This window comes from Streptomyces sp. NPDC001493, assembly GCF_053597235.1.
In genome coordinates this window covers 114,524-134,079 of record NZ_JBSFHV010000022.1, presented here as the reverse complement: position 1 = coordinate 134,079, position 19,556 = coordinate 114,524, and the positions used below count along the sequence as shown (strand labels likewise).

Here is a 19,556-nt window from a genome sequence, read left to right as displayed (position 1 = left end):
GCCGGGGGTACGTACCCCCGGCGCCCCGGCCGCGTACGCCGGCAGCGGCCGTCAGGCGGGCAGCTGCGCCTCGATGGCGGCCACGACCTCCGGCGCCTCCGGCTCGGTGCGCGGGCGGATGCGGGCGACCGGCTCACCGGCGGGGGAGATCAGGAACTTCTCGAAGTTCCACTGGACGTCGCCGGCCTCGCCGTCGGCGTCCGCCAGCTTCGTCAGCTCCACGTAGAGCGGGTGCCGGCCGTCACCGTTGACCTCGGTCTTCGCCAGGAGCGGGAAGCTGACCCCGTAATTCGTCGAGCAGAAGGTCTGGATCTCCTCGGCGGTGCCCGGCTCCTGCCCGGCGAACTGGTTGCACGGCACGCCCAGAACGGTGAAGCCCCGCTCGCCGTAGGTCTTCTGCAGTCGCTCCAGGCCCTCGTACTGGGGCGTGAGGCCGCACTTGGACGCGACGTTCACCAGCAGCACCGCCTTGCCGCTCCAGGCGCCCAGCGTCGTCGGCTCGCCGGTCAGGGTGTGCAGGGGAATGTCGTGCAGCGTCATCGGTATCTCCTCGCGTCAGAGTGCCGCCCGGTCAGGAGGCGTCGCCGCCCATTGTGGCCCCGGCCCCGTCCGCGCCGGCGCCCGCCTCGGGCTTGCCGGGGAGCTTGTAGTAGTAGGTCGTGGCCTTGAGCGTCCCGGCCGCGTCCTGCGCGTAGCCCGGCACCGAGCCGCACTCCGTCCAGCCCGCCGCCCGGTAGAGCCGCTCGGCCGCGCTCCCCGTCTCGGTGTCCAGCACCAGCAGCGACAGACCCGCCGAGGCGGCCCACTCGTCCACGGCCGTCAGCAGCGCCCGGCCCAGCCCGCGCCCGCGGCCGGACGGGCGGACCATCAGCTTCGCGACCTCGGCGCGGTGGCGGGCGTTCGGCAGCAGGGCGGGCACGAGGCTGACGGTGCCCGCCACCCGCTCGCCGTCCCGGGCGATCCAGACCCGCAGCCGGCCCGCCTCCACGGCCTCCGCGCGCTCCCGCCACCAGCAGGCCGCGGCGCCGCGGTCGAGCGGGGCGAGGAAGCCGACCGACGCGCCACTGTGCACGGTGTCCACCAGGAGGGCGGCCAGTTCGTCCGCGTACGTGACGAGTTCAGGGCCGGACACGGGGACGATCTCGGTCATGGGAAGGGTTCCTTTCACGGCATCACGATCATCAGGACGTAACGGGTCCGTTCCGGCCCCGGGCAGTGGAAGCGGGAGGGGCCGCGCAGCCGGAACCGCAGGCAGTCGCCGGTGCCCAGGGTGTGCGTGGTTCCGTCGACGGTGATCCCGACCACCCCCTCGCGTACCCACAGGTGCTGTTCCATGCCGGGGACCGGAGGGGTCTCGTAGGAGATCGTCGCGCCCGGATCGAGGGTGCACTCGACGATCTCGCCGCGCAGCCCCGGGTGCGGCGGCGACACCGACCGGCGGGTGAAGCCGACGGACGCGTCGTACCAGACCTGCTGGGACCCGGAGGGCACGAGGAGGGGCGGCTCCGCCTCGACCTCCATCAGCAGACTCGACATCGTCCGCCCGTACGCGGCGCACAGCCGGCCCAGCGAAGCCGCGGTCGGGCTCAGCTCGCCGCGCTCCACCCGCGACAGGGTGGACCTGCTCAGGCCGGTCAGGCCGGACAGCTCGTCCAGGGACCAGCCGTGCTCGGCCCGGAGAGAGGCGAGCCGGGCGGTCAGCCGGCGGTCCACGGACTCCACCTCGTTCTCTCTCATATCCGGGATTGTATCCCGGATATGAGAGAGAACGAGGCGTCCTCTGCCTCTTATGTCGTCCGTATGCCGATCGGGTGAGGGCGTGCCAGGCTTACAGGAGGGCACCGTCGCCGGTCCGCCGCTCGGGCCGCTCAGGGGCTTCGGGTACCGCAAGGAGGCCGACCATGGCCAAAACCACCCGGAAGACCACCGCGTTCCAGTCCGGATGGACCGCGTTCGCGGGCGTTCTGATGATCTTCGGCGGAGCGATGGCGATCTTCGAAGGCATCGCCGCCATCGCCAAGGACGACGTGTTCGTCACCACCCGCAACTACATCTTCCAGTGGGATCTCACGGGCTGGGGCTGGATCCATCTCATCCTGGGCATCGTCATCGTCCTGGCCGGATGCGCCCTGTTCACCGGTGCACTGTGGGCCCGGCTCATCGGTGTGGTTCTGGCAGGACTGGGTGCGGTCGCCAACTTCCTCTGGCTGCCGTACTACCCGTTCTGGTCGATCATCCTCATCGCCATCAACATCTTCGTCATCTGGGCTCTGTGCGCGCGTACCGAGCGAACCACCTGAGGAACCCGAGGGTGCGCCCCGGCGGCCGGTCAGGGCCGTCGGGGCGCACCCACGTGCGTCACCGGGTACCCGAGGGGTCCGCGGCGGGCAGCCGCCCGGCACGCACCGCCGCGACGAGCGCCGCGTGGTCCCGCTCGTTGCGGTCCGCGTACGCCTCCGCGAACTCGCCGAGGGCCCGGTCGAAGGCGTCGCTCCGCCCCAGGTACCCCGCGATCGCGATCCGGTCGCCCGACCTGGCGTGGGCCCGGGCCAGGGTCGCCCCGCAGACCTCGCCGAACAGCGTCATCCCCTTGGGCACCATCCGCTCCGGCTCCGCGATCCCCTTCCAGTCGCGCAGCTGACGGATGTAGAAGTCGCGGCGCCGGCCGTCGAAACCCTCCGCCCGCTCCCAGCCGAGGAAGATGTCGCTCGTCGCCTGCATCAGCCGCTGCCCCGCCACGACGCGTTCGCCCTGGTTGCGGTAGCGGCTCGTCCCGACGTGGTCGGCGAGGACCGAGGTGTCGGCCTCCTTGGCCTGGAGGAAGAGCGGATCGTCGTCGTCCCGGCCCAGCAGGAGCAGAATCCAGCAGCGTGTACCGACGCTTCCCACGCCGACCACCTTGCGGGCCACGTCCACCAGCCGGAAACCGGAGAGCAGCGCCCGGCGGTCGGAGGGCAGGCTGCGGGCGTACCGCCGCAGGAGGACCCGGAACCGCTCTTCCGTCTCGACCGCCTCCGCGTCCGGCACCAGCTCCGTGACCGGTACGACCAGAGGCCGGTCCGACCGGATCCGACGCCGGCCGCCGGACCATTCGGTGAGCTTCGCGAGGACCTGCCGGCTGTCCCGTGTACGAGCCTTCAGCAGGGCGCGGTCGAGGTTCTTGCGGCCGCGCCCGGCGAGCTGAGTCGTCGCGACGGCCCGCAACTGCGCCTCGTCGATCCTCGCGTACCAGACCTCCAGATTGCGCATCGCGGCGAACCGGGCCATCGACTCCCGGTACGACCGCACGGACGCCCGTACGAGGTCCGCGCGCTCACGGCCCGAGAACCCGTTCGCCCGCGCGGCGATGACGAGACTGGTCGCGAGCCGTTTCACGTCCCACTCCCACGGGCCGGGCAGTGTCTCGTCGAAGTCGTTGATGTCGAAGACGAGATTGCGCTCCGGCGAGGCCAGCAGCCGGAAGTTCAGCAGATGCGCGTCACCGCACAGCTGCGCCGTGATCCCGGAGTCCGGCGTACCGGCCAGGTCCGCCGCCATGATCGCGGCGGCGCCCCGGTAGAAGCGGAACGGCGACTCGGTCATCCGGCCGTACCGGAGGGGGACCAGCTCCGGCACGCGTGCCGCGGACTGGGTCTCCAGGACCGTCAACGGATCGAACCGGCGCGCGGAGGGCTCGAAGGCGGCGTGGGCCGACCGGGGGACCCTCCGGCGTACGGCCTTGCCCGCGGCGGCCCGCTCGGCGGGGGTGGCGCGAGGCCTGGTGCGTGGCGCTGGGCGGCGGTCCTGGGGCATGACGGGCTCTCCTGACTTTCCCCGAGGTGTGAGGTGCTGATGTGCCCCCCGGACTTCGACGAACGCGTTCGCCAGTCTCTTCGCCGGGTCCCTTCGCCGGGTCCCTTCGATGATCCCCGGCGGCGTGCGGTCCGGCACGTTCGAGACGCCGGGTCCCTCGGGGGACGCGGGCGGTCAGCCGTGCCCCGCCTCCCCGACGGGCCCCTCGCGTCGTCGGGCGACCCGCCTCCAGATCGCCCGCTGCCACCGCAGGGTGCCCGTACCGACGAGGATCAGGACCACGATGTTCACCAGGAGCTGGACCAGCGACCCCCACGCCTCCTGCCAGCTGGTGAAGGCGACGGAGACGGCGATGGCGGCGGCGGCCGGAATGGTCGTGACCGAGATGAACACCCCCAGCAGCGCGCTCGTCCGCGCCTCGGTGAGCGACACGATGCCGACGACGCCCGCCAGCGTCGCCACCGCCACCGAGAAGAAGTTGGGGGTGTTGATCAGGTCGGACACCGGACGCAGCCCCGCCTCGAAGGCCTTCGACTGGAAGCCGAAGCCGCGGATCACCAGGCTGAAGAGAAAGGTGATCACCACGGTCAGCAGCAGCCCCGCGCCGAGCGCCTTCAGCCCTCTTCGGATCGTGACCCGGTCGCCCCGGTCGATGCCCAGCGCGATGCTGACGATCGCGCCGTACTCGGGGCCGACGACCATCGCTCCCACGATCAGGATCTGCGAGTTGGTGACGATGCCCACCGAGCCGATCAGACCGGCGACGACCAGGTACAGATAGAAACTCGGCGGATACCGGGCCTCCGCGCGGATGCGCGCCTCCACCTGCTCCCAGACCGGGGCCCGCGCGAGCGGACCCAGCTCCTCGCGCCCGCCGGCCTCGGCCCGCCCCGAGAACGCCATGTCCACCGGTTCGACGACGATGGAGCCGAGCTGGTCCAGACGGATGTCCCGCAGCTCCCGGAGCACCTCGTTGGCGCCGCCCGTCAGTACGTCGCAGGCGATCGCGTCGCCGTCCGGGTTACGGGCCGCTCCCGGCTGCACGATCAGGTTGATGACGCACGGATCGTCGGCGAGCAGCGCCACGACCCGGTCGGTCAGGCCGGGCGGGCTCACCGCGCGGACGTGGATCAGGTCCATCGCGCCCCTCTCACTCCTTGGCTCCGCCGGTTCACTCCCGCGCGGCCCGCCCGCGCCGTCTCTCCGTGCGGGACCACTCCAGTAAGGCCGTCCGCACCTTCGTCGGCAATCCGGCCGGGGTGGCGGCGCGAGCCCGTGCGGGGGAGCGGCACCGCAGGGCCGGGCCCGTTGTCACAGGCTCCTGGAAGAATCCCGCTCCATGGAGTCACCCGAGCTTTTCCCCGGTACGTCGCCGGCCCCGGCCACCGCGGGCACGGACGCCGCGCGGGACGGCGGCCCGGAACGCCCCCTCGTCCGGTGCCGCCTCTGCGGACGCCCGCTTACCGGCAGGGGCTCCCGCCGGAGCGGTCTCGGCCCCACCTGCGACGCGAAACTCCACCCCGTGGGCCCGGACACCCGCGCCCGCCGCCGGGAGGCCGACCAGGACACGCTGCCGGGGCTGTGAGGGTGCGGGGAGCGGCCCGCCGTGCCCCTGTCCCGCTCCGGAAACGGATGTACGGGTGTCGTTTCCGGCCGTACCCTCGCGCCATGGACTTCGGGGACGAGCTGCTCAACGTGGTGGATGTCGAGTCGACATGCTGGGCGGGGGAAGCCCCGGCCGGGCAGGTGAGCGAGATCGTCGAGATCGGCCTCACCGTCGTGGACCTGCGGGCGGGCGAGCGGCTGGCCAAGCACCGGGTGCTGGTGAGGCCACGGCGTTCGGTCGTCTCCGCGTTCTGCACCGAACTCACCGGCATCACCCGGGCGGAGGCCGACTCGGGGGTCTCCTTCGTCGAGGCGTGCCGCCAGTTGACGACCGAGCACCGCAGCGGGACGCGTCCCTGGGCGAGTTGGGGTGACTACGACCGCAAGATGTTCCTCGGCCAGGCGAGCGCGTTCGGCGTCCCGTACCCCTTCGGCCACCGCCACACCAACGCGAAGGCCACGTTCACCGAAGACCGGGGGCTGCGGCGGAGACCCGGCATGGCGCAGGCGCTGGAGATCGCCGGGCTGCCGCTGGAGGGCCGTCACCACCGGGGCGACGACGACGCGTGGAACATCGCCGCGCTGGTGCTGGACGTGGCCGGGCGCGGTGGGTGGCCGCAGGCCCGCTGACGGCCCGTCTCACGCGGTCGCGGTCACCCACCGGCGCTTCCCGGCCCGCACGGCGGGGAGCTGTCAGCGAATGCCGAGCGCCACGATCTGCGTCACCGCGTCGCTCGCGAAGTTGTCGTCACTGACCAGCAGCAGAGTGCGTTCGCCGCCCCGCAGGACCGGGCCCCAGGTCATGCCCTCGGTGTTGTCGACCGTGGAGAGGTTCAGGTCGTCGAAGTCCGCGACCAGCTTCTTGCGCATCGGTACGACCCGCCGCCCGGTCAGGGAGTCGACGCGCTGAACGTCGGTCGCGCCCCGGGTGGTGGCGTCGTACAGGCGGATCTTGTAGTCCGATCCGGCCACCCAGGAGCGTTCGAGCACCAGGTAGCGGCTCGGGTCGTCGGGGAAGGCGAGGATCGAGGGGACGCCGGTGTCCGGGGGCCACGGGCTGGTCGGGTCGGACGCGGCGAAGATCTTCTCGATCGGGTAGGCGTACTGCGCCAGCACGTGTCCGTCCCGGCTCTGCTGGGTGACGCGGACCAGCGCGCCGTTCTCCAGATCGGGCTCCGGGCCGTCCTGGAGGAGCGGGCCCTCGACGGCGCTGGTGAGGACGCGGTCCCCGGACCCGAAGGTGATCGCCTCCACCGCCTTGTTCCGCCGCAGCCCCCGGTCGTCCAGGGTGATCACGTAGTTGGGCGGCAGCCGCAGCTGCCCCAGGTACGCGCCGGCGGGGGAGGCGAACTGGATCGACGGCTGGATCACCGGTGCGGTGGCGGACGTCGGACGGTCGCCCTCCTGCGCCCACCAGTAGCGGCAGGTACGCGGGTCGACCCGGATCTCCTCCGGGTCGACGGCCTTGCCGTCGTTGGTGCTCGCCGGCGGATAGACCGAGCCGTCCGGCTGCAGGAACGGGTGGGTGGAGGTGAAGCCGACGGAGTGGACGCCGGCTCCGTCCACCTCGATGTCGGCGGTGTAGAAGCGAGCCGGCTGCAGGTACGAGCGGTCGTCGCTGATCAGGACGTACTCGCCGGTGCAGGGGTTCCGGTCGATGCCGGACAGCCCGCCCACCGTCGTGTTCTCGAAGGAGAGCCCGCGCGGGACGATCTTCTCGCCCAGCAGCCGGGCGTGCGCCCCGGCGGGCGGCGCGGCGGCCGGCCGTGCGGCGGACGACTGCGCGGGGGCGGTGTCGGACTGCGCCGCCACGGCGGGGGCGACCGCCGCCGCCAGCATCAGGGAAGCGGCGCAGGCGCGACGGATCAAGGAGGATCTCATGCGATCGATCTTGGTCCGGCCGGGCGCCGAGCACAGTCGCCCATCCGTGTGATCCGGGTGCGCACAGGGGTGAAGCGTGCCCCGATGAGGTGATTTTCTGAGGGAGCGTCAACCTCTGTGCGGGTACCGCCCGATGCCCCGCCTGCCGCCTGCCGCCTGCCGCCTGCCGCCTGCCGCCTGCCGCCTGATGCCCCGCCTTGCCCTGTCAGGACGGGAGACCCTACGCCCCCAGCCGCCGGAACAGCCCCTCCTGCACCACGGAGACCAGCAGGTTGCCCTCCCGGTCGTAGATCCGGCCGCGGGCCAGACCCCGGCCGCCCGTGGCGATCGGCGACTCCTGGTCGTACAGGAACCACTCGTCGGCCCGGAAGGGGCGGTGGAACCACATGGCGTGGTCCAGGGAGGCCATGTCGAAGCCGCGCGGCCCCCACAGCGGCTCCACCGGGAGGCGGACCGCGTCCAGCAGCGTCATGTCGCTCGCGTACGTCAGCGCGCAGGTGTGCACCAGCGGGTCGTCGCCCAGCGGGCCGACCGCGCGCATCCACACCGCGCTGCGCGGCTCCGCCTCGGTGACCTCCTCGCGCGTCCAGCGCAGCCGGTCCACGTACCGGATGTCGAACGGCTGGCGACGGGCCATCCGCTCCAGCGCCTCGGGCAGCCCGCCCAGGTGCTCGCGCACCTCGTCGGCGACCGTCGGCAGCTCCTCGGGGTCCGGGACGATGCGGGCGGGCGGCAGCTGGTGCTCGAAGGCCGCCTCCTCGGGCCGGTGGAAGGAGGCCGTCAGGTTGAAGATGGTCCGGCCCTCCTGCACCGCCGTGACCCGCCGCGTCGTGAAGGAGCGGCCGTCGCGCACCCGCTCCACCTGGTACACGATCGGCACGCCCGGCCGCCCGGGGCGCAGGAAGTAGGCGTGCAGCGAGTGCACCGGCCGGTCACCGTCGGTGGTCCGGCCGGCGGCGACCAGCGCCTGGCCCGCGACCTGGCCGCCGAAGACCCGCTGGAGGGACTCCTCGGGGCTCCGGCCGCGGAAGATGTTGACCTCGATCCGTTCCAGGTCGAGCAGGTCGACCAGGAGCTCGGCGGGGTTCGTCATGCGCTTCTTCTCCACTCTCGCCGCCCCGCCGTCACCGTCGCGGCCGGGCTCACAGCTGACCCACGCCGGTGACGCGCACGACGGCGCGGCCTTCTTCGTCGGAGGCCGCGAGATCCACCTCTGCGCGGATGCCCCAGTCGTGGTCACCGTTCGGGTCGGCGAAAGCCTGCCACACCCGCCACACCCCGTGCGCCGGGTCCTCCTCGATCTTCAGCAGCTTGGGGCCGCGCGCGTCGGGGCCCGTACCCAGCTCCTCGAACTCGTCCCAGTAGGCGTCCATCGCCTCGCCCCAGCGGTCCTCGTCCCAGCCGGAGTCCGCGTCCATCTCGCCGAGGTCCCGGACCCGGTCCAGCGCGGCCAGCTCGACCCGGCGGAACATCGCGTTGCGCACCAGCACCCGGAAGGCGCGGGCGTTCGCGGTGACCGGCTTGACCTCGTCGGCCTTCTCCTGCGCCTGCTCGGCGGTCTCCACCTCCGGGTTGGCGAGCTGCTCCCACTCGTCCAGCAGGCTGGAGTCCACCTGGCGCACCATCTCGCCGAGCCAGGCGATCAGGTCCTGGAGGTCCTCGGACTTGAGGTCGTCCGGGATCGTGTGCTCCAGCGCCTTGTACGCGCTCGCCAGATAGCGCAGCACGATGCCCTCGGTCCGGGCCAGCTCGTAGTTGGAGGTGAACTCCGTGAAGGTCATGGCGCGTTCGTACATGTCCCGGATCACCGACTTCGGCGACACCGGGTGGTCCCCGACCCAGGGGTGGCTCTTGCGGTACACGTCGTAGGCGTGCCACAGCAGCTCACCCAGCGGCTTCGGGTACGTGACCTCCTGGAGCCGCTCCATGCGCTCCTCGTACTCGACGCCGTCCGCCTTCATCTGCCCGACCGCCTCGCCGCGCGCCTTGTTCTGCTGGGCGGCGAGGATCTGGCGCGGGTCGTCGAGGGTCGACTCGACGACCGAGACCATGTCCAGCGCGTACGACGGGGATTCGGCGTCCAGCAGGTCGAACGCGGCGAGCGCGAAGGTGGAGAGCGGCTGGTTCAGCGCGAAGTCCTGCTGGAGGTCCACGGTCAGCCGCACGATCCGGCCCTCGGCGTCCGGCTCCGCGAGCTGCTCCACCACACCGCCGTCGAGCAGCGAGCGGTAGATCGCGATGGCCCGCCGGATGTGCCGCAACTGGGCCCTGCGCGGCTCGTGGTTGTCCTCCAGCAGGTGGCGCATCGCCTTGAAGGCGTTGCCGGGACGGGCGATGACCGACAGCAGCATGGTGTGGGTGACCCGGAAGCGCGAGGTGAGCGGCTCGGGGTCGGACTGGATCAGCTTGTCGAAGGTCGTCTCCGACCAGGCGACGAAGCCCTCGGGTGCCTTCTTGCGGACGACCTTGCGCTTCTTCTTCGGGTCGTCGCCCGCCTTCTTGACGTTCTTCTCGTTCTCGATGACGTGCTCGGGGGCCTGCGCCACCACGAATCCGGCCGTGTCGAAACCGGCCCTTCCGGCGCGGCCGGCGATCTGGTGGAACTCGCGCGCCCGCAGCGTCCGCACCCGGGTGCCGTCGTACTTGGTGAGCGCGGTGAACAGCACGGTGCGGATCGGGACGTTGACCCCGACGCCGAGGGTGTCCGTACCGCAGATCACCTTCAGCAGACCCGCCTGCGCGAGCTTCTCCACCAGGCGGCGGTACTTGGGCAGCATGCCGGCGTGGTGGACCCCGATGCCGTGACGTACGTACCGGGAGAGGTTCTGGCCGAACTTGGTGGTGAAGCGGAAGTTGCCGATCAGGTCGGCGATCTTCTCCTTCTCCTCCTTGCTGCACATGTTGATGCTCATCAGCGACTGCGCCCGCTCCACGGCGGCGGCCTGCGTGAAGTGCACGATGTAGACGGGGGACTGCCGGGTGTCCAGCAGCTCGGTCAGCGTCTCGGTGATCGGGGTGAGGCGGTACTCGTAGCTGAGCGGCACCGGACGGGTCGCCGAACGCACCACGGAGGTCGGCCGGCCGGTCCGCCGGGTGAGGTCCTTCTCGAACATCGCGACGTCGCCGAGGGTCGCCGACATCAGGACGAACTGGGCCTGCGGCAGCTCCAGCAGCGGGATCTGCCACGCCCAGCCGCGGTCGGGCTCCGCGTAGAAGTGGAACTCGTCCATCACGACCTGGCCGATGTCGGCGTACTTGCCGTCGCGCAGCGCGATCGAGGCCAGCACCTCCGCCGTGCAGCAGATGACGGGCGCGTCGGCGTTGACCGAGGCGTCGCCCGTCAGCATCCCGACGTTCTCGGTGCCGAAGAGCTTGCACAGGTCGAAGAACTTCTCCGAGACCAGCGCCTTGATCGGAGCGGTGTAGAAGGTGACCTTGTCCTGCGCCAGTGCCGTGAAGTGCGCACCCGCCGCGACCAGGCTCTTGCCCGAGCCGGTCGGCGTGGACAGGATGACGTTCGCCCCGGAGACCACCTCGATCAGCGCCTCCTCCTGAGCGGGGTAGAGGACGATTCCCTGACTCTCGGTCCACGAGGAGAAAGCCTCGAAGAGAGCGTCCGGGTCTGCGGTCGGGGGCAGCTGATCGATAAGGGTCACGCCCCCCATCTTGCCTGCCTTCCGTCCCGATGAGGGAACCGGACGGCCCTACGAAGATCACGGGCGGTAGGCTTCCCACTCAACTCGGCCGCGCCGCAACGGCGTCGGCCGCACCAAGTTCTGGGGGCGGGAAAGACCATGATGGGACCGGCACACTCACTGTCCGGGGCGGCGGCCTGGCTCGGGGTGGGCGCGGCGGCCGCCGCCGCGGGGCACACCATGCCCTGGCCCGTCCTGGTCGTCGGCGCGCTGATCACGGCGGGCGCCGCGCTCGCCCCCGACCTCGACCACAAGTCGGCCACCATCTCCAGGGCCTTCGGGCCGGTCTCCAAGGGGGTCTGCGAGGTCGTCGACAAGCTCTCGCACGCCGTCTACAAGGCCACCCGCAGCCCCGGCGACCCCCGGCGCAACGGCGGCCACCGGACCCTGACCCACACCTGGCTCTGGGCCGTCCTCACCGGCGCCGCGGCCTCCGGCCTCGCGATCCTCGGCGGCCGCTGGGCGGTCCTCGCCATCCTCTTCGTCCACCTGGTGCTCGCCGTCGAAGGCCTGCTCTGGCGGGCCGCCCGCGTCTCCAGCGACGTCCTCGTCTGGTTGCTCGGGGCGACCAGCGCCTGGATTCTCGCGGGCGTGCTGGACCAGCCCGGTCACGGCTCGAACTGGTTCTTCGACGCACCCGGCCAGGAGTACATGTGGCTCGGGCTGCCGATCCTGCTCGGGGCCCTCGTCCACGACATCGGGGACGCGCTGACCGTCTCGGGCTGCCCGATCCTCTGGCCCATCCCCCTCGGCCGCAAGCGCTGGTACGCGCTGGGCCCGCCGAAGGCGATGCGGTTCCGGGCCGGCAGCTGGGTGGAGCTGAAGGTGCTGATGCCGGTGTTCATGGTGCTCGGCGGAATCGGCGCCGCGGGCGCCCTCAACATCATCTGACCATCGCCTGGACTGATTCGTGGACCGCCTGCCGCCCGGAGCCTCAACCCCTCTCCGGGCGGCGCGCGCGTCCCCGTAGGACCATGGGCCCATGCTGCTCATCCGGCTCGCCCAGGTCTCGCTCCAGGTCGCCGGGGCCCCCGCCAGGAACCGGAAGGTCGAGCTCCTTGCCGGTCTCTTCCGGGACGCGGCCCCCGAGGACGTCCCGGTCGCCATCCCGTACCTCGCCGGTCGGCTGCCGCAGGGGCGGCTCGGCATCGGCTGGTCCACCCTCGGCGACCTGCCCGCGCCCGCCACCGAACCCGCCCTCACCGTCGCGCACACGGACGCCGAACTGACCGCGATCGGAGCGCTGACCGGCCCCGGCTCCCGGGCCGCCCGAGCCGAGCGGCTGCGCGCGCTGCTGGGCGCGGCCACCGCCGACGAGCAGCATTTCCTCCGCGCCCTGCTCCTGGGCGAGCTGCGCCAGGGAGCCCTGGACGCCATCGCCGTGGACGCGCTGGCCCGCGCGTCCGGCGCGGCGGGGGCCGAGGTACGCCGGGCCGTCATGCTCGCCGGCTCGCTGAGGGACGTCGCGGTCGCCCTGCTCGCGGACGGCCCCGGGGCGCTCGCCCGCTTCCGGCTCACGGCGGGCCGCCCGGTCCACCCGATGCTCGCGCAGAGCGCCGGCTCGGTGGGGGAGGCGATCGACCGGCTCGGCGGGTGCGCGGTCGAGGAGAAGCTCGACGGCATCCGCGTCCAGGTGCACCGGGACGCCACCGGTGTACGCGTCTGGACGCGCACCCTCGACGACATCACCGACCGGCTCCCCGACCTGGTCACCGCCGTCGCCGGCTTTCCCGGCGAGCGCTTCATCCTCGACGGCGAGGTGATCGCGCTCGGCCCGGACGGCCGCCCGCGTCCGTTCCAGGAGATCGCCGCCCGGGTGGGCTCCCGACGCGACGTGGCACGGGCCGCCGCGGAACTCCCGGTGGTCCCGGTCTTCTTCGACGTCCTCCTCGTGGACGACGAGGACCTCCTGGACCGGCCCCTCACCGAACGGCACGCGGCCCTCGCCCGTCTGGTCCCCGAGGGGATGCGGGTACGCCGCACCCTGGTGACCGGCCCGGCGGACACGGCGTCGGACACCGGGGCCCGGGACGCCGCAGACGCCTTCTTCGCCGCGACCCTGGAGCGCGGCCACGAAGGCGTGGTCGTCAAGGATCTCGCCGCCCCCTACAGCGCGGGCCGCCGGGGCGCGTCCTGGCTGAAGGTCAAGCCCGTGCACACCCTCGACCTCCTGGTGACGGCCGTCGAGTGGGGCAGCGGCCGGCGTACCGGGAAGCTCTCCAACCTGCACCTCGCCGCGCTGGGCCCGGACGGCGCCCCGGTCATGCTCGGCAAGACCTTCAAGGGGCTCACCGACCAGCTGCTCGCCTGGCAGACCGAACGCCTGCTCGCGCTCTCCACCGGCGACGACGGGCATGTGGTGACCGTCCGCCCCGAGCTCGTCGTGGAGATCGCCTACGACGGCCTCCAGCGCTCCACCCGCTACCCGGCCGGTGTCACCCTGCGCTTCGCCCGCGTCCTGCGCTATCGCGAGGACAAGCGCCCGGAGGAGGCGGACACCGTGGCCACCGTGCTCGCCCGGCAGAGCTGACCCCGCACACGCCGGAGAACGCCCCGCACACGCCGGAGGGCGCCGCCCGGAGACCTAACGGGCGGCGCCCTCCCACGGCGTCGGAACGTCACTTCCGTTTCGCGGCGGACTCCGTACGCGCCACCAGTTCCTCGGGGCTCAGATAGGCGTCCGTGTACTCGAAGTCCCGCAGTGTCGCCGGCTTGCGCGCCTGGAAACCGGTACGGACGAAGTCGTCACCGGCGACCGCGTTCAGCAGCCAGTTGGTCATCACCCGGGTCTTCGCGACGTTCGTCCGCAGCGCCGACCAGTGGTAGCCGCGGGCCACGGCCTGCGCGGGGATGCCCTGCAGCTCGATCCCGAGCGGCTTGGAGACCGCGTCCTTGCCACCGAGGTCCACGACGAGACCCAGGTCCTTGTGCACGTACGGCTGGAGCGTGCCGCCCCGCAGGGACGCGAGGACGTTGTCCGCCACCACCCGGCCCTGGCGCATCGCGTGCTGCGCGGTCGGCGGGCAGACCGCGCCGTCGCCCTTCGCGAGATCGGGCACCGCCGCCGCGTCGCCCAGCGCGAACACCCCGTCGGCGCCCGGCAGCGCCATCTCCGCGTTCACCGCCAGCCGGCCGCGTACGGTCTCCGCGCCCAGCGTGGCGATCAGCGGGCTCGCGGCCACCCCGGCCGTCCAGATCAGGGTGCGGCAGGGCAGCACCCGGCCGTCCGTGAAGGTGACCTCCTCCCGGGCCGCCTTCGCGATCGACACCCCCAGCGACACCTCGATGCCGCGCTTGCGCAGGATCTTCATGGCACTGACACCGAGCTTGTCGCCCAGCTCCGGCATGAGCTTCGGGGCGATGTCGATCAGATGCCACTTGATCAGCTTCGGGTCCAGCCGCGGGTAGTGCTTCACGGCGTTGGACGTCAGCCGCTGGAGACAGGCCGCCGTCTCGGTCCCGGCGTAGCCGCCGCCCACCACGACGAACTGGAGCCGCGAGGCGCGCTCCGCCTCGTCCTGGCTGGCGTCCGCGACGTCGAGCTGTTCGATGACGTGGTCCCGCACGTACGCGGCCTCGGCGAGCGTCTTCATGCCCCGGGCGTGGTCCAGCAGACCGGGGATGTCGAACGTCCGGGTCACACTTCCGGCGGCGAGCACGATGTAGTCGTACGGCTCGTTCACGATCTCGTCCGTGATCTTGCGGATCACGCAGATCTTCGCCTTGGTGTCCACGCCGATCGCCCCGCCCGGCACGATCCGGGTGCGGTGACGGCTGCTGCGCCGCAGCGAGACGGCCACCGACTGGGGGGTGAGCACGCCGGAGGCCACCTGCGGCAGAAGCGGCAGATAGAGCTGGTACGAGAACGGCGTGACGAGCGTGATCTGCGCTTCTCCCGGCGAGAGCCGACGCTCCAGACGGCGCACGCACTCGACCCCGGCGAAGCCGGCGCCGACGACGAGAATCCTGGGTGGTGCCACGGTGTGCGTCCCTTCTCAGGCTTACGCGGTCGTGTCTCACCTGCCCCGAAGTCCGGGCGGGTCACCTCACATCCTCACCGCAGACCCCTGAACGCGCCTCCCGGCCCGGGGTACCGGACCCACGGGCCCGACGGGCCACCGGAACCGGGCCCCACCCGAACGGGCCAACGACCGGGCCCGCCACTCCCGCCGGACTCCCCGCCGCCGTCAGTACACGTCGCGGACGTACCGCTTCTCCGCCGCCAGGCGCCTGACCCAGGCGGCGGCCTCGTCGGTGTCCATGGAGCCGTGGGCGGCGACGATGTCCCGGAGCGCCCGGTCGACGTCCTTGGCCATGCGTCCGGCGTCACCGCACACGTAGAAGTGCGCACCGTCCCGGAGCCACTGCCACAGGCGTGGGCCGTGCTCGCGCATCCGGTCCTGGACGTAGACCTTGTTGCGCTGGTCGCGGGAGAAGGCGACGTCCAGGCGGTCGAGGTGGCCGGACTCCAGGTGCGCCTCCAGGTCCTGGCGGTGGTAGAAGTCCGTGGCCCGGCGCTGCTCGCCGAAGAAGAGCCAGTTGGGGCCGGAGTGGCCGCGCGCCTGACGTTCTTCGAGGAAGCCGATGAAGGGCGCCACTCCGGTGCCGGGGCCGACCATGATCATGGGGGTGGACGGGTCCGCGGGCGGGCGGAAGTGCGGGGAGCGCTGCACGAACACCTGGACCGGGCCGTCGTCGGCGTGGTCGGCGAGATAGGTGGAGCAGACGCCCTTGCGGTCGCGGCCGAGACGGTTGGCCCAGCGGACCACCGAGACGGTGAGGCGGACCTCCCCGGGGTGGGCCAGCGGACTGGAGGAGATGGAGTACAGGCGGGGCTGGAGGCGCTTGAGCGCCCCGGCCCAGTCCGCCGCCGACGCGCGGACCGGGAACTCGGCGACGGCGTCGGCCGCCTGACGGCCCCAACTCCACTTGGCGAGCGCGTCCTTGTTGTCGGGACGCAGCAGCCGCTTCAGCTCGTGGCTGTCGGTGCGTTCCATCAGGAACCGCAGCAGATCGGTGCTGACACGGGAGATGTCCAGCCGGGTGCGCAGCGCCTCCGCCAGCGCGAGCGGCCCGCCGTCGCCGAGGTCGACCGGCTCGTCGGGGTCGAGACCGGTGAGGGCCAGCCATTCGGCGGTGAGCCCCGCACTGTTGGCCGGCCAGACGCCGAGGGCGTCCCCGGCGTCGTAGGCGAGCTCCCCGTCGCGGGTGTCGAAGGCGAACTGCCGCACCTCCTTGCCGGAACCGGGCAGGCTCAGCAGCCTGTTGCCGACGAGCAGGGTGGCGAACGGGGACGTCCTGGTGTAGCCGGCCGGTGCGGGTGCGGGTGCGGGTGCGGGTGCGGGTGCGGGCGTCGGAGTGGTGGAGGCGGCGGGGCGCGCGGAGGTGGCGGGGTGCGCGGAGCCGGGGCCGGCCGCCGTGGACGCGGCCAGGGCGGTGAGCACCTGACCGAGCCACTGCTCGGCCCGCTCCCCGAAGTCGGGTTCGCAGTCGGCGCGGGGGACGAGGCGGGTGGCCCCGAGGGCGGCGAACCGCTCGTCCAGCCGGCGGCCGTGGCCGCAGAAGTCGTCGTAGGAGGAGTCGCCCAGGGCGAGGACCGCGTACCGGACCCCCTCCAGCCGGGCGGCCTCCTCCACGGCCAGGTCCTGCCAGAACTCGGCTCCGTTGTCCGGGGCTTCGCCGTCGCCGAAGGTGCTGGTGACGAGGAGGACGTCGGTCCCGGCGGTGAGGTGCGCCGATGTCGCCTCCGCCATGGGGAGGAGCTCGGCGGTACGGCCCGCCAGGGCGAGGCGTGCGGCGGCACCCTGGGCGAACTCCTCCGCGTTGCCGGTCTGGGAGGCCCACAGGAGGACCAGGCGGCGGGCCGGTCCGGCGGTTCCGGCGCCCGGCGCCCCGGCCGGGTCCGGTATCCCGGCCGCTGTCGCGGTGCCGGCGGGTGCGCCGGTGAGGGTCGGTGCGGTGCCGGACGGCGGTGCGGTGCGGGAGAACATCCCCGCGAGGACGCCGTCGACCCAGAGGGCGTGGCCGGTGTCGAAGGGCGCGTCCGGCGGCAGCACCGGAACCCCCGCGGCGGGCGGGGCGGCGGCGAGACCGGAGAGGTAACCGGAGAGATAGCGGCGCTCCGGCTCCGCCAGCGGGGGCGGAACGAGGTCGGGCAGCCCGAGCAGGGTGGCGAGCGCCTGGACGGGGGAGTGGGCCGGGACGGCCGCGGCGGCGACCGGTACGGGCACGGGGAGCGAGGGCACGGGTGTGGTCTCCGGTTCGGTGCTCGGGCGGCCCGCCGGAACAGGGGCCGCCGTCCGGGCGAGGGTCACGGCGCAGACCTTGAACTCGGGCTGGAAGGAGAGCGGATCGACGGCGTCGTTGGTGACGGCGTTGACGCTGAGGTACTCGCCGAACAGGTCGTTCCAGTGGAAGGGCGCGAACACGGTGCCCGGCATGACCCGGTCGGTGACCACCACGGGCAGGACGGCACGCCCGCGACGGGAGGTGACCTCCAGGTGGTCGTCCCCCGCCACGCCGAGGAACCGGGCGTCCTCGGGGTGGACCTCCACGAACGGCCCGGGGTTCAGCCGGGTCAGCTTGGCGACCTTGCCGGTCTTGGTGAGGGTGTGCCACTGGTGCTGCAGCCGGCCCGTGTTCAGGAGGAACGGGAAGTCGTCGTCGGGGAGTTCGGACGCCGGCAGATGCGGACGGGCGAAGAAGCGGGCGCGTCCGCTCGCGGTGGGGAAGGCCAGGCGGGGGCGGCTGCCGTCCTCCCGTACCAACAGTGCCTGGCTGAAACCGTCGTTGAGGTAACGCACCGGGTTGTGGTCCGGGCCGTCCGCGGCAGGCGCGGGCCACTGGACGGGGGTGGTGCGCAGCCGGTCGTACGTCACCCCGCGCAGGTCCCAGCCCGTCGCCGGGTTCCACGCCTGCTTCAGCTCCTCGAAGACCTCTTCGGCCGAGGCGTACGTGAACCCCTCGGCGAACCCCATCGCGCATGCCACCCGGGCTATCAACTCCCAGTCGGGCAGGGCCTGTCCGGGCGGGTCGACGACGCCCTGGACGAGCGTGAGGTTCCGCTCCGAGTTGACCATGACCCCGTCGGACTCCGCCCACAGCGTCGCGGGCAGCACCACGTCCGCGTAGGCGTTGGTCTCGGTCTCGGCGAACACGTCCTGGGTGATGACGAGTTCGGCCGCCTCCAGACCGGCGATGACGGTCTTGCGGTTGGCCACCGAGGCGACCGGGTTGGTGCAGATGATCCAGCACGCCTTGATCTCACCGGCGGCCAGCCGCTCGAACATCTCCACCGTGCCGTGCCCGGCTTCGGTACGGAGCGAACCCTCGGGAATCCGCCACAGCCTCTCGGCGAAGGCGCGCTCGGCATCGACCAGCACCGACCGCTGGCCCGGCAGGCCGGGGCCCATGTACCCCATCTCGCGCCCGCCCATGGCGTTGGGCTGCCCGGTCAGCGAGAAGGGGCCGGAGCCGGGGCGGCAGATCGCGCCGGTGGCGAGGTGCAGGTTGACCAGCGCGTTGGTGTTCCACGTCCCGTGGGTCGACTGGTTCAGCCCCATGGTCCAGCAGCTCATCCACTCGCCGGCCTCGCCGATCCACCGCGCGGCCAGCCGGATGTCCTCCTCCGGGATGCCCGTGAGCTCCGCGACCCGGTCCGGCGGATAGTCCGCGAGGAAGGCGGGCATCTCCTCCCAGCCCTCCGTGAACCCGGCGATGAACTCCTCGTCGGTGTGGCCGTCCGCGACCAGCAGGTGCAACAGGCCGTTCAGCAGGGCGAGATCGGTGCCGGGCCGGATCCGCAGGAAGAGGTCGGCCTTGTCGGCGGTGGCGTTGCGGCGCGGGTCCACGACGATCAGCTTGGCGCCCGACGACTTCACCCGGTCCATCATGCGGAGGAAGAGGATGGGGTGGCAGTCGGCCATGTTGGCGCCGATGACGAAGAACGCGTCCGCGCGGTCGAAGTCCTGGTACGAGCCGGGCGGGCCGTCCGCGCCCAGCGACAGCTTGTAGCCGGTGCCCGCGGAGGCCATGCACAGACGGGAGTTGGACTCGATCCGGCTGGTGCGCACGAAACCCTTGGCCAGCTTGTTCGCCAAGTACTGCGCCTCCAGGGACATCTGCCCGGAGACGTAGAAGGAGAGCGCGTCGGGACCGTGCTCGTCCAGGATCGCCCGCAGCCGCCCCGCCACCGAGGCGACGGCCTCGTCCACGTCCGTCTCGACCGGCTCGGCGCCCCGATCGGCCCGGACCAGCGCCCTGCCCACCCGGCCGGGCGCCGACATCAGGTCGGCGCTGGTCGCCCCCTTGGTGCAGAGCCGGCCCGCGTTGGCGGGGTGCGCCTTGTCCCCGTACGCCTTGGCCACCCGGCGGCGGCCGTCGGCCGGGTCCCGTACCAGGTCGAGCACGATCCCGCAGCCGACGCCGCAGTACGAACAGACCGTACGGACGCTGCCGTCGTCCGAGCCAGATGCCACCGAACCCCCACCCCGCGGTGCGTGCCTTACCGGGCGGGACCCTCCGCCGAAGAACTGTCCCGAGGCGGTGATCCCGATGACAGCACCGTAGGAAGGGCGAATTTCC

At 72.2% G+C, this 19,556-nt stretch carries 15 protein-coding genes; 5 read left to right on the top strand and 10 right to left on the bottom strand.

Annotated elements, in window-relative coordinates; translation table 11 throughout:
- Positions 1 to 51: 51 nt before the first annotated feature.
- The 3 genes from ACWCWD_RS27795 to ACWCWD_RS27785 are packed head-to-tail and all read right to left on the bottom strand — an operon-like array spanning position 52 to position 1,737.
- Positions 52 to 540: a glutathione peroxidase gene (locus ACWCWD_RS27795; RefSeq protein ID WP_450776817.1), complete on the bottom strand. Its 489-nt coding sequence runs from the start codon at positions 538 to 540 to the stop codon at positions 52 to 54.
- 31 nt (positions 541 to 571) lie between these two features.
- The gene (locus ACWCWD_RS27790) at positions 572 to 1,150 is read right to left on the bottom strand and encodes an N-acetyltransferase family protein (RefSeq protein ID WP_450776815.1); all 579 of its coding nucleotides are present in this window, start codon (positions 1,148 to 1,150) and stop codon (positions 572 to 574) included.
- 14 nt (positions 1,151 to 1,164) lie between these two features.
- Positions 1,165 to 1,737: a helix-turn-helix domain-containing protein gene (locus ACWCWD_RS27785; RefSeq protein WP_450776813.1), complete on the bottom strand. Its 573-nt coding sequence runs from the start codon at positions 1,735 to 1,737 to the stop codon at positions 1,165 to 1,167.
- 164 nt (positions 1,738 to 1,901) lie between these two features.
- On the opposite strand from ACWCWD_RS27785, the gene ACWCWD_RS27780 reads away from it, so the two are divergent.
- On the top strand, positions 1,902 to 2,300 hold the full coding sequence (locus ACWCWD_RS27780) for a DUF7144 family membrane protein (protein WP_450776811.1): 399 nt from the start codon (positions 1,902 to 1,904) through the stop codon (positions 2,298 to 2,300).
- A gap of 58 nt (positions 2,301 to 2,358) precedes the next feature.
- Here the strand turns inward: ACWCWD_RS27780 and ACWCWD_RS27775 are convergent, their stop codons facing one another.
- A complete protein-coding gene (locus tag ACWCWD_RS27775; RefSeq protein ID WP_450776810.1) occupies positions 2,359 to 3,792 on the bottom strand; it encodes a DUF2252 domain-containing protein in 1,434 nt (477 codons plus the stop codon).
- Between the two features lie 174 nt (positions 3,793 to 3,966).
- On the bottom strand, positions 3,967 to 4,932 hold the full coding sequence (locus ACWCWD_RS27770; protein ID WP_450776808.1) for a DUF389 domain-containing protein: 966 nt from the start codon (positions 4,930 to 4,932) through the stop codon (positions 3,967 to 3,969).
- 199 nt (positions 4,933 to 5,131) lie between these two features.
- Here ACWCWD_RS27770 and ACWCWD_RS27765 point away from each other — a divergent pair, with 199 nt between their 5' ends.
- Entirely contained in the window at positions 5,132 to 5,377 is a 246-nt protein-coding gene (locus tag ACWCWD_RS27765; RefSeq protein ID WP_450776806.1) for a DUF6011 domain-containing protein, read from the top strand.
- An 83-nt stretch (positions 5,378 to 5,460) separates the two neighbouring features.
- Entirely contained in the window at positions 5,461 to 6,027 is a 567-nt protein-coding gene (locus ACWCWD_RS27760) for an exonuclease domain-containing protein (RefSeq protein WP_450776804.1), read from the top strand.
- Positions 6,028 to 6,090: 63 nt separating this feature from the next.
- Here ACWCWD_RS27760 and ACWCWD_RS27755 read toward each other — a convergent pair whose 3' ends face one another.
- The 3 genes from ACWCWD_RS27755 to ACWCWD_RS27745 form a co-directional block, all read right to left on the bottom strand.
- The gene (locus tag ACWCWD_RS27755) at positions 6,091 to 7,278 is read right to left on the bottom strand and encodes an esterase-like activity of phytase family protein (RefSeq protein WP_450776802.1); all 1,188 of its coding nucleotides are present in this window, start codon (positions 7,276 to 7,278) and stop codon (positions 6,091 to 6,093) included.
- 220 nt (positions 7,279 to 7,498) lie between these two features.
- Entirely contained in the window at positions 7,499 to 8,371 is an 873-nt protein-coding gene (locus ACWCWD_RS27750) for an acyl-CoA thioesterase (RefSeq protein ID WP_327174400.1), read from the bottom strand.
- Positions 8,372 to 8,420: 49 nt separating this feature from the next.
- A complete protein-coding gene (locus ACWCWD_RS27745; protein WP_450776800.1) occupies positions 8,421 to 10,934 on the bottom strand; it encodes a DEAD/DEAH box helicase in 2,514 nt (837 codons plus the stop codon).
- Positions 10,935 to 11,072: 138 nt separating this feature from the next.
- On the opposite strand from ACWCWD_RS27745, the gene ACWCWD_RS27740 reads away from it, so the two are divergent.
- Positions 11,073 to 11,864: a metal-dependent hydrolase gene (locus tag ACWCWD_RS27740; protein WP_450776798.1), complete on the top strand. Its 792-nt coding sequence runs from the start codon at positions 11,073 to 11,075 to the stop codon at positions 11,862 to 11,864.
- A gap of 91 nt (positions 11,865 to 11,955) precedes the next feature.
- Positions 11,956 to 13,503, top strand: coding sequence for an ATP-dependent DNA ligase (locus ACWCWD_RS27735; RefSeq protein WP_450776796.1), 1,548 nt, complete (start codon positions 11,956 to 11,958; stop codon positions 13,501 to 13,503).
- 88 nt (positions 13,504 to 13,591) lie between these two features.
- On the opposite strand, the gene ACWCWD_RS27730 is transcribed toward ACWCWD_RS27735, so the two are convergent.
- A complete protein-coding gene (locus tag ACWCWD_RS27730; RefSeq protein WP_450776794.1) occupies positions 13,592 to 14,953 on the bottom strand; it encodes an NAD(P)/FAD-dependent oxidoreductase in 1,362 nt (453 codons plus the stop codon).
- Positions 14,954 to 15,160: 207 nt separating this feature from the next.
- Positions 15,161 to 19,450: a molybdopterin-dependent oxidoreductase gene (locus ACWCWD_RS27725; RefSeq protein WP_450776792.1), complete on the bottom strand. Its 4,290-nt coding sequence runs from the start codon at positions 19,448 to 19,450 to the stop codon at positions 15,161 to 15,163.
- Positions 19,451 to 19,556: the final 106 nt, after the last annotated feature.